The following is a 14,594-nucleotide window of genomic DNA, read 5'->3' as shown; positions in this document are numbered from 1 at the left end:
ACCCCTTGTCTGTTGGAGAAGCGGTAAGCTGCTGGTGTCTTCCGGGACGTCCGCCTGGTGTTCTCAGCACCAGGCGGACCGCCGGCGGAGGGACCGATAACCCCTGAGCGTTTTGGCGCTGCGGGTGAGCCTGGTCGCCGCTGGCATATCCATGACCCGGATGGTTGCAGGGACGTATGGGTCCGGAGCCACAAGGATGGGATCGATGGATAGGAACAAGTCTAGCACAACGATCGCCGGGATCGATGTGGGCAAGCGCCAGTTGGATGCGGCCGTGCTCGGCAGGGCCGAGCAGCATCGGGTGGCCAACGACGCAGCGGGCTGGGAAGGGCTGATCGCCTGGCTGGCGGAACGCGGCGTCAGACGCGTGGGGCTGGAGGCGACGGCGGGCTACGAGCGCGGCGTGCGGGCCAGACTTGAGGCGGCGGGGCTGGAGGTGGTGGTGCACCAGCCGCTGGAGGTGAAGCTGTTCGCGCGCCTCAAGCGGCGGCGGGCCAAGACCGACCGGCTGGATGCGGCGCTGATCGCGGCGGCGACGGCGCAGGTGGACACGGTGCGGGCGGCCCAGGACCCGCGCCTGGCCCATCTGGCCGAACGCCTGACGGCCTACGAGCAGATCAGCGACCAGGCCGCCCAGCTGAAGACCTTCATGGAGCATGTGACCCTGCCCGATCTGGCCGCCAGCCTGGGCGAGCAGATCCAGAGCCTGGCGCGGCTGAAGGCCCGGCTGGCGCGCGAGATCCTGGCCGCGCTCAAGGCCTGGCCCGACCTTCTGGCCCGCTGGACGCTGCTGCGGTCTCTGCCAGGTGTCGGGCCGCTGGTGGCCGCCAGCCTGGTGATCCGCATGCCCGARCTGGGCGCCCTCAAGCGCGGCCAGCCCGCCAGCCTGCTGGGCGTGGCTCCCTTCGACCGCCAGTCGGGCCAATGGAAGGGCCAGAGCTTCATCGGCGGCGGTCGAAGCCGACCTCGCCGCATGCTCTATCTGGCCGCCATCGCCGCCAAGCGCTTCGATGCCGCCTTCAAGATCTTCGCCGATCGCCTCCTGGCCGCCGGCAAACCGCCCAAGGTCGCCATCGTCGCCGTCATGCGAAAACTCGTCGAAGCCGCAAACCTCGTCCTCAAGCGACAGCAGCNCGCCGATCGCCTCCTGGCCGCCGGCAAACCGCCCAAGGTCGCCATCGTCGCCGTCATGCGAAAACTCGTCGAAGCCGCAAACCTCGTCCTCAAGCGACAGCAGCYCTGGGTTCGCCACGCCTGATCAACATGGTTGCTCATCCGTCGGCTTCGCCGACACCTTCTCCCGCAAGGGGAGAAGGATTTGGAGGGCGGTCGCCTACAGATTCAGCAGCGTCGGGTCCCCGCCCTGGGCGGTGATGTTGATGCTGAGCGCCCGCTCGACCGCGTAGCGCATCAGGGCGTGCGGACCGCCGGCCTTGGGGCCCGTGCCCGACAGGCCCTCGCCGCCGAACGGCTGGACGCCGACCACGGCGCCGGTCATCGAGCGGTTGACGTAGCAGTTGCCGGCCGGGACCAGCCGCTGGACGTCGGCCGCGAAGCTCTCGATCCGCGAGTGGACGCCCAGGGTCAGGCCGTAGCGGCGGGCCGCCAGGGCGCCGGCGACCTGTTCCAGGTCCTCGGGTCGGTAGCGCACCACGTGCAGCACCGGGCCGAACACCTCGCGTTCCAGGAAGTCGGCGGTCGGGATCTCGGCCAGCACCGGGGCGAAGAACGTGCCCGTTTCCGGCGCCGTCAGCTGGTGCAGCACCTTGGCCTCGCGGTTCAGGCGGACCAGGTGCTGATCCAGCGCGGCCTTGGCGTCAGCGTCGATGACCGGGCCCACGTCGGTGACGGCCTGGGCAGGGTCGCCCAGGACCAGGGCGTCCATCGCGCCCTTCAGGCCCTCGATGACATGGTCGGCGGTGTCGTGCGGCAGGAACAGCAGGCGCAGCGCCGAGCAGCGCTGGCCGGCGCTGCCGAAGGCCGACAGGATCACATCGTCGATCACCTGCTCGCGCTGGGCGGTGGTGTCGACGAACATGCCGTTGAGGCCGCCGGTCTCGGCGATGAACGGCACGATGGGCCCTTGGCGTTGCGCAAGGGTCTGGTTGATCCGCCAGGCGGTGTCGGTGCCGCCGGTGAAAGCCACGCCGTCCAAGCCCTCGTGGGCGGTCAGGGCCGCGCCGACGGTCTCGCCGCGTCCTGGCAGCAGGGCCAGCAGGCGATGGTCCAGGCCAGCGGCGTGGTACAGCTTCACCGCCTCATAGGCGATCAGCGGGGTCTGTTCGGCCGGCTTGGCCAGAACCGCGTTGCCGGCGGCCAGGGCCGCGGCGACCTGGCCTGTGAAGATGGCCAGGGGGAAGTTCCACGGGCTGATGCAGACGAAGACGCCGCGCCCGGCCAGGCGCAGGCTGTTGGTTTCGCCGACCGGGCCGGTCAGGACCTCGCCGGCGAGGCCGAACTGTTCTTCGGCCAGCTTGGCGTAGTAGCGGCAGAAGTCGACCGCCTCGCGCACCTCGGCGATGGCGTCGGGCAGGGTCTTGCCGGCCTCGCGCGAGAGGATGGCGCACAGGCGCTCGATATTGGCCTCCAAGGCGTCGCCCATGGCGCGCAGCACCTCGGCGCGGGCCGGGCCGCCGGCCTGATCCCAGGCGGGCTGGGCGGCGCGAGCCAGGCGGAAGGCCTGGTCGATCTGCGGCAACTGGGCCTCGGAGACCACGCCGACCACGCGGCCATGGTCGGTTGGGCTCTGCACCGGCATCGGCGGGGCGCCGGCCGTCAGCTTGCCGCCGACCAGCGGGCCGGCCGACAGGGTCAGCTTGTCCAGTTCGGCCACATGGGCGGCCAGGCGGTCGCGGTCGGCCTTGGTCGACAGGTCCAGGCCGGCGCTGTTCCTGCGGCGCGGGCCATAGACGTCGATCGGCGTCGGGATCTTGGCGTGGCGGTCGGGATGGGCCTCGACGGCGGTGATCGGATCGACCACCACCTTCTCGACCGGCACCCGCTCGTCGAGCAGGGCGTGGACGAAGCTGGTGTTGGCGCCGTTCTCCAGCAGGCGGCGGACCAGGTAGGGCAGCAGGTCCTCGTGGCCGCCGACCGGGGCGTAGGCCCGCAGCACCACGCCGTCATAGAGGTCGTCGGCGGCCTTGTAGAGCGCCTCGCCCATGCCGTGCAGGCGCTGGTGCTCGATCTTCACGCCGGCGTTCTTCGACATCCGCACCACGGCCGCCAGGGTGTGGGCGTTGTGGGTGGCGAACTGGGCGTAGAGGTGCGGGGCGGCCGCGATCAGGGCCTTGGCGCAGACCAGGTACGACAGGTCCGTCGCCGGCTTGGTGGTGTAGACCGGATAGTCCGGCCGGCCGGCGACCTGGGCGCGCTTGATCTCGCTGTCCCAGTAGGCGCCCTTGACCAGGCGGACCATCAGGCGGCGGCCGGTTTCCTTAGACAGGGCGGTCAGGCGGGCGATCACCTCGGGGCAGCGCTTCTGGTAGGCCTGGACGGCCAGGCCGAGACCGGTCCATGCACCCAGCTCGGGTTCGCGGCACAGGCGGTCCAGCAGCTTCAGCGACAGCGCAAGTCTGTCCGCTTCTTCGGCGTCGATGGTGAAATTCAAGTCGTGCTTGGCGGCGATCTTGGCCAGGCGCAGGACGCGCGGATAGAGCTCGTCCCAGACGCGGGCTTCCTGCGTGGCTTCGTAGCGCGGCGTCAGGGCCGACAGCTTGACCGACACGCCGTGGCCGGCTTCCGGACCTGCCTTGTTCGACAGCTTGCCGACCGTCTGAATCGCGTCGGCATAGGCCTTCTCGTAGCGGGCGGCGTCGGCGGCGGTGCGGGCGCCTTCGCCCAGCATGTCGAAGCTGCAGATGTCGCCGTCGCCGGCGGCGCGCTTGATGGCCGCCTCGATGGTGCGGCCCAGCACGAACTGCTCGCCCATGATGCGGATGGCCTGGCCGACGGCGGCGCGGATGACCGGCTCGCCCAGGCGGCCGGCGATCTTTTTGATAAACGCCGGCAGGTCCTTCTGGGCCTGGTCGTCCGGCTCGACGATCTTGCCGGTCAGCATCAGGCCCCAGGTCGAGGCGTTGACGAACAGGCTGTCGCTGCCGCCCAGGTGGCTGGCCCAGTCGGCCGAACCGATCTTCTCGGCGATCAGCTTGTCGCGGGTGTCGTCGTCGGGCGTGCGCAGCAGGGCCTCGGCCAGGCACATCAGGGCCAGGCCTTCGCGGGTGCCGAGGCTGAACTCCTGCAGGAAGCTTTCGACCACGCCCTGCTTGCGGACGCTGCGGCGGGCGCCGCGAACCAGGGCCTCGGCCTCGGCGCGAACCGCGGCGCGGTCTTCGCCGCTCAGGGGCTGGGCGGCCAGCAGATCGGCGATCACCGCCGCCTCGTCACGATACTTGCCGTCGTCCAGGGAGTCCCAATCGGTCATGGTCGCCTCGTTGGTGGATATCGTCGCTATATCCCTGGATTGTTCGAAGGTGCTTCGTTTGTTGTGCGTCCAGACTGTATGATCTTCGGCGAAAGCGCCCAGTATCGCTATTCGCTCCGAGGCTGCGTCAGCCTGTCACGAAATCCACGCCCCTCCGAGGCGAAAACCTCGTTCTTCGACAGGCTCAGGATGAGGTTTTTCCAGCGCTCGGGCCTGCAACGGTCCTCATCCTGAGCTTGTCGAAGGACGAGGGCCGCGCACCGAGCGCCGACGTCAGGCCGGAGCATGATCGGGAAGGGGAGAGGTGGGAAGGGACGCGATACGGGGGGAGGTCGCGCGTCCCTTCCGCTCTCACACGGCGCCGACGGGGGAGAGGGCGCCATGTCTGCGCTCCGCCGGGGGGAAGGCGGAGGCCGGTCCGAGTCCGCCAGGGCGCCGGGGGGAGTGGCGGCCAAGCTCGCTAGGACGATCGAGGGTATAGGCCGGGGTATGGCGAAGGTGCTTTGTTTGTTGGTATAAAATTCCGAACTATCTTCGGCTGGAAGGGGAAATGGCGATGTCTGCTCTGGACGATACCGATCGCCGGCTTTTGCGGGTTCTGCAGGCCGACGGCCGCATCACCAACGCCGAGCTGGCCAAGCGCTGCAACCTGTCGCCGGCGGCCACCTTCGATCGGGTGCGGCGGTTGCGCGAGCGGGGCTTCATCACCGGCTACGCGGCCCTGCTCGACCCGGCCAAGGTCGATCGCGCCCTGCTGATCTTCGTCGAGGTGGTGCTGGACCGCACGACCGGCGAGGTGTTCGAGGACTTCGCCGCCGCCGTGCGTCGCGCGCCCGAGATCCTGGAGTGCCACATGGTGGCCGGCGGGTTCGACTACCTGATCAAGGCCCGGGTGCGCGACATGGAGGCCTATCGCGGATTCCTCGGCGACATCCTGGTGAAGATGCCGGGCGTGCGCGAGACGCGCACCTATGCGGTGCTGGAAGAGGTCAAGAGTACGGTGCAGCTGCCGTTGTGAGGCGGTGCGTCCTTCGAGGCTCGCCTTCGGCTCGCGCCTCAGGATGAGGAACGTGGGTTGGCTCTGATTTCCTCATCCTGAGGCGCCCGCGTAGCGGGCCTCGAAGGACGCACGGTCTCACCCCCGCTCCCGCTCCCGCTTCCGCCACTCCGCCACCTTGGCCTTGTTGCCGCACGCGCTCATCGAGCACCAGCGGCGGTCGCCCTTGCGCGAGGTGTCGACGAACAGCACCGCGCAGGGCGGGCCTTCGCATTGGCGGATGCGGTGCCAAAAGTCGCCGCCCAGCAGCGACACGCCCTCGCGGGCCAACTCGGCCAGCAGGCCGCGGACATCCCCGGACAGGCGGGCGCGGCCGTCCGTGTCCAACTGCAGGGACGCGGCGGGCAGGGCGGCGTAGCCGTTGAGCAGGTCGCGGTCGACGTCGGGCAGGGCGACGCCCTGCGCCCGCGACAGGCCCAGGCGGTAGAGCGCCTCGCGCAGCGACCGGGCCTGGACCAGATTGCCCTCGGTGGAGCCAGGCGGGCCTTCGGCCAGTTCCGCCGCCACCAGCCAGCGGTCAAGATCGGCGGACGTGGCCAGCAGATCGCGCGGCGTCGCGCCCAGGCGGCCGACCACGGTCGCCGCCAGATCCAGCGCCGGGCTGCCGCCGCGAAACTTGAAGCCGTCGCGGATCTCCGCCTTCACCGCCATCGCGCACTCCAAACCGGATTGACAGGTTACAGTGTTTCGCGAAGGATCGGCAAGCTAACCTGATAAATAGGTTACGAGCTGGAGGCGACATGAACCTGATCCATAGGCGAGGTCTGGGCGCGAGCGCGGCCCTGGCGACAATGCTGCTGGCCACTGGCGCTACGGCCGCCGAGTCCTCGCTGGCCGGAACCTGGACCCTGACGGCGGCCGATCGCCTGGCACCCGACGGGTCGCGCAGCCGCGACTATGGCGAGCACCCCAAGGGCCGGCTGATCATCGACGCCCAGGGGCGCTACAGCCTGCAGATCTTCAGCGGCGAGCGTCTGCGTGTCGCCTCGGGCGACAAGGCGACGGCCACGCCAGACGAGCTCGCCAGCGCGGCGATGGGGTCATCCACCCACTACGGGACCGTGGCCGTCGACACGGCCGCCCATGTGCTGGTCTTCCGGATCGAGGGGGCCTCGTTCCCGAACTGGGAAGGGACCGAGCAACGCCGCAAGTACGTCCTGACCGCCGACAGCCTCAGCTACCAGGTGCCGACGCCGCGCGCCGACGGCTCGGTCCCGATCTCGGCGTGGCGACGCGAACGGTGAGGGGCTTCGGCTTCGGCGCGCTCCCCTCTCGACCGTCATTCCCGCCCTTGTGGCGGGAAGGCCTCTGTCCGCCGCAGGTGCAGTGGTGCGGCGCGCTGGCGCGCCAAGCGATCTTGCCCGTCAGCTGAACCAGGGGTTCCCGCCACAGGGGCGGGAATGACGGCTGGATAGAGGGAAAAGGTTCCAACCCCCAAGGTTGGAAGGGGCGCGCGGGATCTGGGGGGAGCGCGCCCCTTCCGGCTTGACGGCGTCGGGGGGCGACGCCGCTAGCACTCCCCCGCTGGGGTCGGGGGATCGGTGCAGCTCAGCGGGCGGCGGGAGCGCCGCCGCCGAGCGACTTGTATAGCGTGGCCAGGTTGGTGGCCCGCGCCAGGCGAGCGCCGATCAGGCCCTGCTGGGCGGTGTAGAGCGTTCGCTGGGCGTCCAGCAGGGTCAGGGAGCTGTCGATCCCCGCCCCATACCGAGCCCGCGACAGGCGGACCGAGTCGTTGGCGGCGGCGACCAGGCGCTCCTGCGAGCCGACCCGGTCCTGGATCGTCGACTGCACGGCCAAGCCGTCGGAGACCTCGCGGAACGCGGTCTGCACCGCCTTCTCATAGTTGGCCACCGCGATGTCGCGGCTGGCCTTGGCGCTGTCGAGATTGGCGACATTGGCCCCGCCAGCGAAGATCGGCAGGCTGATGCGCGGGGCGAAGCTCCAGGTCCCGTTGCCGCTGTCGAACAGGCTGCTCAGCGAGCCGCTGGCGACGCCGGTCGAGGCCGTCAGGCTGATGCTCGGGAAGAACGCCGCCCGCGCCGCGCCGATATTGGCGTTGGCGCCGGCCAGGTCATGTTCGGCGGCCAGCACGTCGGGGCGGCGGGTCAGCACGTCGGACGGGATGCCGGGCGGCAGGTCCGGCAGGATCTGGGCGGTGACCAGGCCGCCGGCCGGCAGCAGGTCGGCGGGCACGTCGGCGCCGACCACCAGCCGCAGGGCGTTCTTGTCCTGCTCGACCTGGGCGACATAGGTCGCCACGTCCGAGCGAGCGGTCTCGGCCAGGGTCTCGGCCTGGCGAAGGTCCAGCTGGTTGGCCGCGCCGGCGTCGAAGCGGCTGCGGATCAGCTTCAGCGACTCTTCCCGCGTGCGCAGGGTCTCCTGGGCCAGGGCCAGCAGGTCCTGGTCGGCGGCCAGGGCCAGCCAGCTGTTGGCGGTCTGGGCGATCAGGCTGATCTGCACCGAGCGGCTGGTCTCGCGGGTGGACAGGTAGCTCTGCAGAGCCGCGTCCTTGAGGCTGCGGACCCGTCCGAACAGGTCCAGCTCCCAGGCCGTGACGCCCACGCCTGCGGTGTAGGCCTCGACGTCGCGCGAGACGCCTGGCTGGGTCTGGGCGGCCGAGTTCTGGCCCCGCGCGCCCGTCGCCGTGGCGTCGATGCCCGGCACGAGGGCCGCGCGCTGGATGCGGTACTGGGCGCGGGCCCGCTCGATGTTCAGCACCGCCACGCGCAGGTCGCGGTTGTTGCTCAGCGCCAGGTCGATCACCCCTTGCAGGCGCGGATCGATGAACACCTCGCGCCAGGCCAGGTCGGCGGCGGAGGTCGCCGAACCGTTGGCCTGGGCGATCGGCCAGGCGTTGTCGACCGCCAGGGCCGGACGCACGGTCTTGGGCGCCAGGGTGCAGGCGCTCAGGGCTGAGGCCGCGAGCAGGGAGAGGGTCAGGTTACGGACAAGCATCTTAGTGGCTCTCGACCGGAGTCGTGACGGCCTCGTCGTGGCGACGCGGCTTGGGTTTGAAGATCCGCTCGACGATCACGAAGAACAGCGGGACGAAGAAGATCGCCAGCAGGGTGGCCGAGATCATGCCGCCGATCACGCCGGTGCCGATCGCGTGCTGGCTCCCTGATCCAGCCCCGTTGGAAATCGCCAAAGGCAGCACGCCGAAGACGAAGGCCAGCGAGGTCATGATGATCGGGCGCAGGCGGATGCGGACGGCTTCCACGGTGGCCTCGACCAGGTCCTTGCCCTGCTCGTGCAGGTCCTTGGCGAACTCGACGATCAGGATGGCGTTCTTGGAGGCCAGGCCCATGGTCGTCAGCAGGCCCACCTGGAAGTAGATGTCGTTGCTGAGGCCGCGCAGGGTGGTCGCCAGCAGGGCGCCGACGATCCCCAGCGGGATGACCATGATCACCGACAGCGGGATCGACCAGCTCTCGTAGAGCGCCGCCAGCAGCAGGAACACCACCAGGATCGAGATTCCGTACAGGGCCGGGGCCTGGTTGCCGGACTCGCGTTCCTGGGCCGACAGGCCGGTCCACTCGTAGCCGATTCCGGGCGGCAGCTGGGCGGCGATCTTCTCCATGGCGGCCATGGCCTGGCCCGAGCTCTTGCCCGGGGCGGGCGCGCCCTGGATGTTGACCGACGACAGGCCATTGTAGCGTTCCAGGCGCGGCGAACCGTAGATCCAGCGGCTGGTCGCGAAGGACGAGAACGGCGCCATGGTGCCGGTGCTGGTGCGGACGTACCAGCTGTCCAGGTCCTCGGGCCGCATGCGGTAGGGCGCGTCGGCCTGGACATAGACCTTCTTGATCCGACCGCGGTCGATGAAGTCGTTGACGTACGAGCCGCCCCACGCGGCGCTGAGCGCGGCGTTGATGTCGGCTGTGGTCAGGCCCATCGCCCCGGCCTTGGCCTGGTCGATGTCGATCTTCAGCTGCGGGGTGTCGTCCTGGCCGTTGGGACGCACGCCGGCCAGGCTGGGATCCTGGGCGGCCATGCCCAGCACCTGGTTGCGGGCGGCGATCAGGGCGTCGTGGCCGACGCCGCCGATGTCCTGCAGCTGGAAGTCAAAGCCCGACGAGGTGCCCAGTTCCGGCACAGCCGGCGGCACCACCGCGAAGACCATGGCGTCGCGGATCTGCATGAACTTGCCCATGGCGCGGCCGGCGACGGCCTGAGCCTTCAGGTTGGCGGCCTTGCGTTCGTCGAAGTCCCGCAGGCGGATGAAGGCCAGGCCGGCGTTCTGGCCCGCGCCGGCGAAGCTGAAGCCGGCGACGGTGAACACCGCCTGGACCGACTCCTTCTCGTCGACCAGGAAGTGGTTGCGCACGGTGTCGAGCACGGCCTGGGTCCGCTCTTCCGGCGCGCCGGGCGGCAGCTGGACCAGGGTGAACATCGTGCCCTGGTCTTCCTCGGGCAGGAAGGCGCTGGGCAGGCGGATGAACAGGAAGCCCATCACCAGGATGATCACGCCATAGGCCAGCATCCAGCGGCCGCTCTTGCCCAGCAGGCCGCGGACGCCGCCCTGATAGCGGCGGCTGACGTCGTTGAAGTTGCGGTTGAACCAGTTGAAGAAGCGGTTGACCAGGTTGGTCACGGCGCCGAGCGGGCCCTGGTGGTCGGTCTTCAGGACGTGGCCCTCGCCGTGGGTGACGGGCTTGAGCAGGGTGGCGCACAGGGCGGGCGTCAGGATCAGGGCGACCAGCACCGACAGGGCCATGGCCGAGACGATGGTGATCGAGAACTGGCGGTAGATCACGCCCTGCGAGCCGCCGAAGAAGGCCATGGGCACGAACACCGCGGCCAGAACCAGCGCGATGCCGATCAGAGCGCCGGTGATCTCGTTCATCGACTTGCGGGTGGCCTCGATGGGACTGAGCCCTTCCTCGCTCATCACCCGCTCGACGTTCTCGACCACGACGATGGCGTCGTCGACCAGCAGGCCGATGGCCAGCACCAGGCCGAACATGGTCAGGGTGTTGATCGAGTAGCCGAAGGCCGCCAGCACCCCGAAGGTGCCCAGCAGGACGACCGGCACGGCGATGGTCGGGATCAGCGTCGCGCGCCAGTTCTGCAGGAACAGGAACATGACGATGAAGACCAGGACGATGGCTTCGACCAGGGTCTTGATCACCTCCTCAATCGACAGCTTCACGAACGGCGTCGAGTCGTAGGGAACCACGTACCGGTAGCTGGCCGGGAAGGTCTTGGACAGCTGCTCGACCCGTTCCTTGACGGCGTCGGCGGTGTTCAGGGCGTTGGCGCCGGGGGCCAGGCGGATGGCCAGGCCCGCGGCGGGCTTGCCGTTGTACTTGGCGCCGAAGCCGTAGCTTTCAGCCCCCAGCTCGACCCGGGCCACGTCGCGCAGGTGCACGATCGCGCCGCCGGCGCTGTTCTTGACGATGATCTCCTGGAACTGCGCCGGGGTGGAGAGGCGCGACTGGGCCGTGATCGTGGCGTTCAGGGCCGTGCCCGGCAGGTTGGGCACGCCGCCCAGCTGGCCGGCCGAGACCTGAGCGTTCTGGGCCCGGATGGCGGCGATTACGTCGGCCGGGGTCAGGCTGTAGCTGGCCAGCTTGTTGGGATCCAGCCAGATGCGCATGGCGTACTGGGCGCCGAACAGCTGGACCTCGCCCACGCCGTCGACGCGGCTGAGGGGGTCCTGCAGGTTGCTGGCGATGTAGTCGGCCAGGTCGGTGTTGGTGGTCTTGGGATCCTCGGAATACATGCCGATGATCAGCAGGAAGTTCCGGGCCGACTTGGCCACGGTCAGGCCCTGCTGCTGCACTTCCTGCGGCAGCAGAGCGGTGGCCGTCTGCAGCTTGTTCTGTACCTGCACCTGGGCGATGTCGATGTTGGTGCCGGCCTTGAAGGTCAGGGTGGTGGTGGCCGAGCCCGAGCTGTCACTGGTCGACGACATGTAGTCCAGACCGTCCAGGCCCTTCATCTTCTGCTCGATGACCTGGGTGACGCTGTCCTCGACGGTCTTGGCCGACGCGCCGGGATAGATGGCGTTGATCGACACCTGGGGCAGGGCGATGTTGGGATATTGGGCGATCGGCAGGCTGCGGATGGCCAGGGCCCCCGCCAGCATGATGACGATCGCGACGACCCACGCGAAGATCGGCCGGTCGATGAAGAAACGGGAAAGCATGAGGGGCCGGCCTTACTGAGCAGCGGGGGCGGGGGCGGTGATGACGGCCGGCTTCACCGGGGCGCCGGGGCGGACCTTCTGCAGGCCCTCGACGATGACCTGGTCGCCGGGCTTCAGGCCCGAGGTCACCAGCCACTTGTCGCCCACCGTCTGGGTGGTGACGATCTGGCGGGGCTCGGCCGCGCCCTTGGCGCCGACCACCATCACGGTGGCGTTACCCTTGGGATCGCGGCTGACGGCCGCCTGCGGGATCAGCATGCCGTCGCTGGCCACGCCCTTGCCGAGCACGGCGCGGACATACATGCCCGGCAGCAGCACGCCGTTGGGATTGTCGAAGGTGGCGCGCAGGCCGACCGAGCCGGTGGTCGGGTCGACCGTGACGTCCGAGAACTCCAGGCGGCCGGCGATCGGATAGGTCGAGCCGTCTTCCAGCTTCAGGGTCACCTGGGCCGAGCCGCTGCGGCCCAGCTGGCCGCTGTTCAGCGCCGCCTGCAGCTTCAGCATCTCGGCCGAGGACTGGGTCAGGTCGACATAGACCTTGGACAGGTCCTGCACCGTGGCCAGGGCGGTGGCCTGGCTGGCGGTGACCAGGGCGCCGGGCGTGACCGAGCTCTTGCCGATGCGGCCCGAGATCGGCGAAACGACCCTGGTCCAGCCCAGGTTGATGCGGGCGCTCTCCAGGGCGGCCTTCTGGGCGGCGACGTTGGCGACGGCCTGGAGACTGGCGGCCTGGGCGTCGTCATTGTCCTGCTTGGAGACGGCGTTAATGGCGACCAGCTCCTTGTAGCGGTCCGCCTTCAGCTTCGCGGCCGTGGCGGTCGCCTGGGCCTGGGCCAGGCCGGCCGCGGCGCTGTTGTAGGCGGCCTGGAAGGTGGCCGGATCGATCTGATAGAGCGGCTGGCCGGCGCGCACGTAGCCGCCTTCCTGGAACAGGCGGGCCTTGACGATGCCGCCGACCTGCGGACGCACCTCCGAGACCAGATAGGCCGAGGTGCGGCCGGTCAGTTCGCTGGTCAGGGTGACGGGCTCGGTCTTGGCCACCACCACGCCGACCGGCGTCGGGCCGCCGGGCCCCATGCCGCCGCCGGGGCCGCCCTTGGCTTGGCCGCAGGCCGCCAGGGTTAGAGCGATGGCCGCCAGGGAGGCCGCCGACAGGGCGGCGCGAGAACGGTCGAAGGACATACAGAAACCCCAGTAGCGACAGGGCGCCGCAGGCCTTCGGCCTTGACGACGCCCCCTTGGTGACCAACATGAGAATGAACGTTCATTCTCAACGGGGCTGGACATAGGTCCGAGGTTGTCGCAAGTCAACCTCGGGGGTTCCGTCCAGCTTGACGTGACGGAAATTTAATTGGGAAACGAAGTTTTCGATGATCGACGAGGCCAACACCACGCCGCGGCCGACGCCTGAGGCCCGACGCCAGCAGATCCTGGACGCCGCGTGCGACTGCGTGCGGCAGGCCGGGTTCCACGGCGCGAGCATGGCCGAGATCGCCAAGACCGCGGGCCTGAGCGTGGGCCAGATCTACCGCTACTTCGAGAACAAGGAGGCGATCATCGCCGCCATCGTCGCCCAGGACCTGGCCGAGATGCGCGAGAAGTTCGCCGAGATGGAAAGCCGGCCGGGCAGCCTGATCGACGCCCTGTCCGAACACCTGCCCGAGGCCGTCGACAAGTGCTTCGACCTGGGCCGCGCGGCCCTGACCCTGGAGGTCCTGGCCGAGGCCAGCCGCAATCCGAAGGTGGCCGCGATCCTGCGGGCCGCCGACGAGCAGGAGCGGGTCTACGCCCAGGCCATGCTGGACCGCAGCCGCAAGCCCGAATGGAGCGACGCCGAGTTCCAGGCGCGCTGCGAGGCCGTGGGCCTGCTGTTCGACGGCATGATCATCCGCGCCGTCAACCACCCCGACACCGACCGCGAGCCCCTCACGCGGGTCCTGCGCGAGACGGTCCGGCAACTTCTGACCTAGGGCGGCGAGACTGCTCAAGAACCGTCTCCACAGGGGACGTCGACGTAGCGATGGACAAGACCGCTACACCTTCCCTAACGTCAAGTTGTGACCAGAAAAAAGCGGCCCCATGTCGGGACAGCGCGCCGTCGTGCGTCCTTCGTGGGATCGCGCGCCTCGGATTTGACCGGGAACGGCGCGCGGGCCTTCGGGCCGCCAACAAAAAAGGGAAGACGCCATGACCTATTCGACTGTCCGTCCGCACGCGCGGCGGGTTCTCTGGCTGACCGCCGGCGCCGCCGCCCTGGCCTTGGCGGCCTGTTCGCCGCCGGCCGACAAGAAGACCGACGCGCCCGCCCCGTCAGCCTCGTCGCCGGCCGCGGCGCCCGCGGCGACGGCGGACAAGTTCGTCATGCCCAAGGTCCCGGCCGGCGACTACAAGCTGGATCCCGCCCACGCCAGCCTGGAGTTCAAGGTCAACCACCTGGGCTTCTCGCACTACACCGCGCGGTTCAGCGACTTTGACGCCAAGCTGAAGTTCGACCCGGCCAATCCGTCGGCCTCCAGCGTCGAGGCGACGATCGATCCCAAGTCGCTGACCCTGCCCAACCCGCCGGCCGGCTTCAAGGACGAGCTGACCGGCAAGGCCTGGTTCGATACCGCCCAGTATCCGACGATCACCTTCCGCTCGACCAAGGTCGAGGTCACCGGCGCCAACACCGCCAAGGTCACCGGCGACTTCACCCTGCACGGCGTGACCAAGCCGGTGGTGCTGGACGCCACCTTCAACGGCGGCTACGCCGGCCACCCGATGGACCCGCACGCCCGCATCGGCTTCTCGGCCAAGGGCACGTTCAACCGTTCGGAGTTCGGCATGGGCTTCGGCGTCCCGGCCCCGGGCACGACCATGGGCGTCGGCGACGCGGTCGAGGTGACGATCGAAGCCGAGTTCAGCGGCCCGCCGCTGGCCGACGCGAAGGCTCCGGCGGCGGCTCCGGCCCAGTAGCCCCG

Annotated in this window: 9 protein-coding genes and 1 pseudogene; 5 read left to right on the top strand and 5 right to left on the bottom strand. The window is 69.4% G+C overall.

Annotated features, from left to right (window positions below; translation table 11 throughout):
* Nucleotides 1-151: 151 nt before the first annotated feature.
* Nucleotides 152-1,133: pseudogene (locus ASD47_RS28355) on the top strand (IS110 family transposase); the annotation flags it as partial.
* A gap of 200 nt (nucleotides 1,134-1,333) precedes the next feature.
* Here the strand turns inward: ASD47_RS28355 and putA are convergent.
* Nucleotides 1,334-4,447: a bifunctional proline dehydrogenase/L-glutamate gamma-semialdehyde dehydrogenase PutA gene (gene putA / locus ASD47_RS23780; protein ID WP_255355542.1), complete on the bottom strand. Its 3,114-nt coding sequence runs from the start codon at nucleotides 4,445-4,447 to the stop codon at nucleotides 1,334-1,336.
* A 529-nt stretch (nucleotides 4,448-4,976) separates the two neighbouring features.
* On the opposite strand from putA, the gene ASD47_RS23775 reads away from it, so the two are divergent.
* Nucleotides 4,977-5,444, top strand: a complete 468-nt coding sequence (locus tag ASD47_RS23775) for an Lrp/AsnC ligand binding domain-containing protein (protein ID WP_056762100.1) — start codon at nucleotides 4,977-4,979, stop codon at nucleotides 5,442-5,444.
* Between the two features lie 117 nt (nucleotides 5,445-5,561).
* Here the strand turns inward: ASD47_RS23775 and ASD47_RS23770 are convergent, their stop codons facing one another.
* Nucleotides 5,562-6,134: an ABATE domain-containing protein gene (locus ASD47_RS23770; protein ID WP_056762099.1), complete on the bottom strand. Its 573-nt coding sequence runs from the start codon at nucleotides 6,132-6,134 to the stop codon at nucleotides 5,562-5,564.
* Between the two features lie 89 nt (nucleotides 6,135-6,223).
* On the opposite strand from ASD47_RS23770, the gene ASD47_RS23765 reads away from it, so the two are divergent.
* Complete coding sequence (locus ASD47_RS23765) at nucleotides 6,224-6,727, top strand: lipocalin-like domain-containing protein (protein ID WP_056762098.1); 504 nt, start codon at nucleotides 6,224-6,226, stop codon at nucleotides 6,725-6,727.
* A 304-nt stretch (nucleotides 6,728-7,031) separates the two neighbouring features.
* Here the strand turns inward: ASD47_RS23765 and ASD47_RS23760 are convergent, their stop codons facing one another.
* The 3 genes from ASD47_RS23760 to ASD47_RS23750 are packed head-to-tail and all read right to left on the bottom strand — an operon-like array spanning nucleotide 7,032 to nucleotide 12,816.
* Nucleotides 7,032-8,438 (bottom strand): efflux transporter outer membrane subunit, encoded by a 1,407-nt coding sequence (locus ASD47_RS23760; RefSeq protein WP_056762097.1) that lies wholly within the window; start codon nucleotides 8,436-8,438, stop codon nucleotides 7,032-7,034.
* A gap of 1 nt (nucleotide 8,439) precedes the next feature.
* Nucleotides 8,440-11,634: an efflux RND transporter permease subunit gene (locus tag ASD47_RS23755; RefSeq protein WP_056762096.1), complete on the bottom strand. Its 3,195-nt coding sequence runs from the start codon at nucleotides 11,632-11,634 to the stop codon at nucleotides 8,440-8,442.
* A gap of 12 nt (nucleotides 11,635-11,646) precedes the next feature.
* Nucleotides 11,647-12,816 carry an efflux RND transporter periplasmic adaptor subunit gene (locus ASD47_RS23750; RefSeq protein ID WP_056762095.1) on the bottom strand — a complete coding sequence of 390 codons (1,170 nt, stop codon included), beginning with the start codon at nucleotides 12,814-12,816 and terminating at the stop codon, nucleotides 11,647-11,649.
* A 188-nt stretch (nucleotides 12,817-13,004) separates the two neighbouring features.
* Here ASD47_RS23750 and ASD47_RS23745 point away from each other — a divergent pair, with 188 nt between their 5' ends.
* Nucleotides 13,005-13,604 (top strand): TetR/AcrR family transcriptional regulator, encoded by a 600-nt coding sequence (locus tag ASD47_RS23745; protein ID WP_056762094.1) that lies wholly within the window; start codon nucleotides 13,005-13,007, stop codon nucleotides 13,602-13,604.
* Between the two features lie 217 nt (nucleotides 13,605-13,821).
* Complete coding sequence (locus tag ASD47_RS23740) at nucleotides 13,822-14,589, top strand: YceI family protein (RefSeq protein WP_056762093.1); 768 nt, start codon at nucleotides 13,822-13,824, stop codon at nucleotides 14,587-14,589.
* The last annotated feature ends 5 nt before the right edge of the window (nucleotides 14,590-14,594 follow it).

Source organism: Caulobacter sp. Root1472 (genome assembly GCF_001426985.1).
In the GTDB taxonomy this organism is placed as follows: Bacteria; Pseudomonadota; Alphaproteobacteria; order Caulobacterales; family Caulobacteraceae; genus Caulobacter; species Caulobacter rhizosphaerae.
The sequence above is the reverse complement of the archived record's forward strand: the minus strand, read 5'-3'. Positions and strand labels throughout refer to the sequence as shown.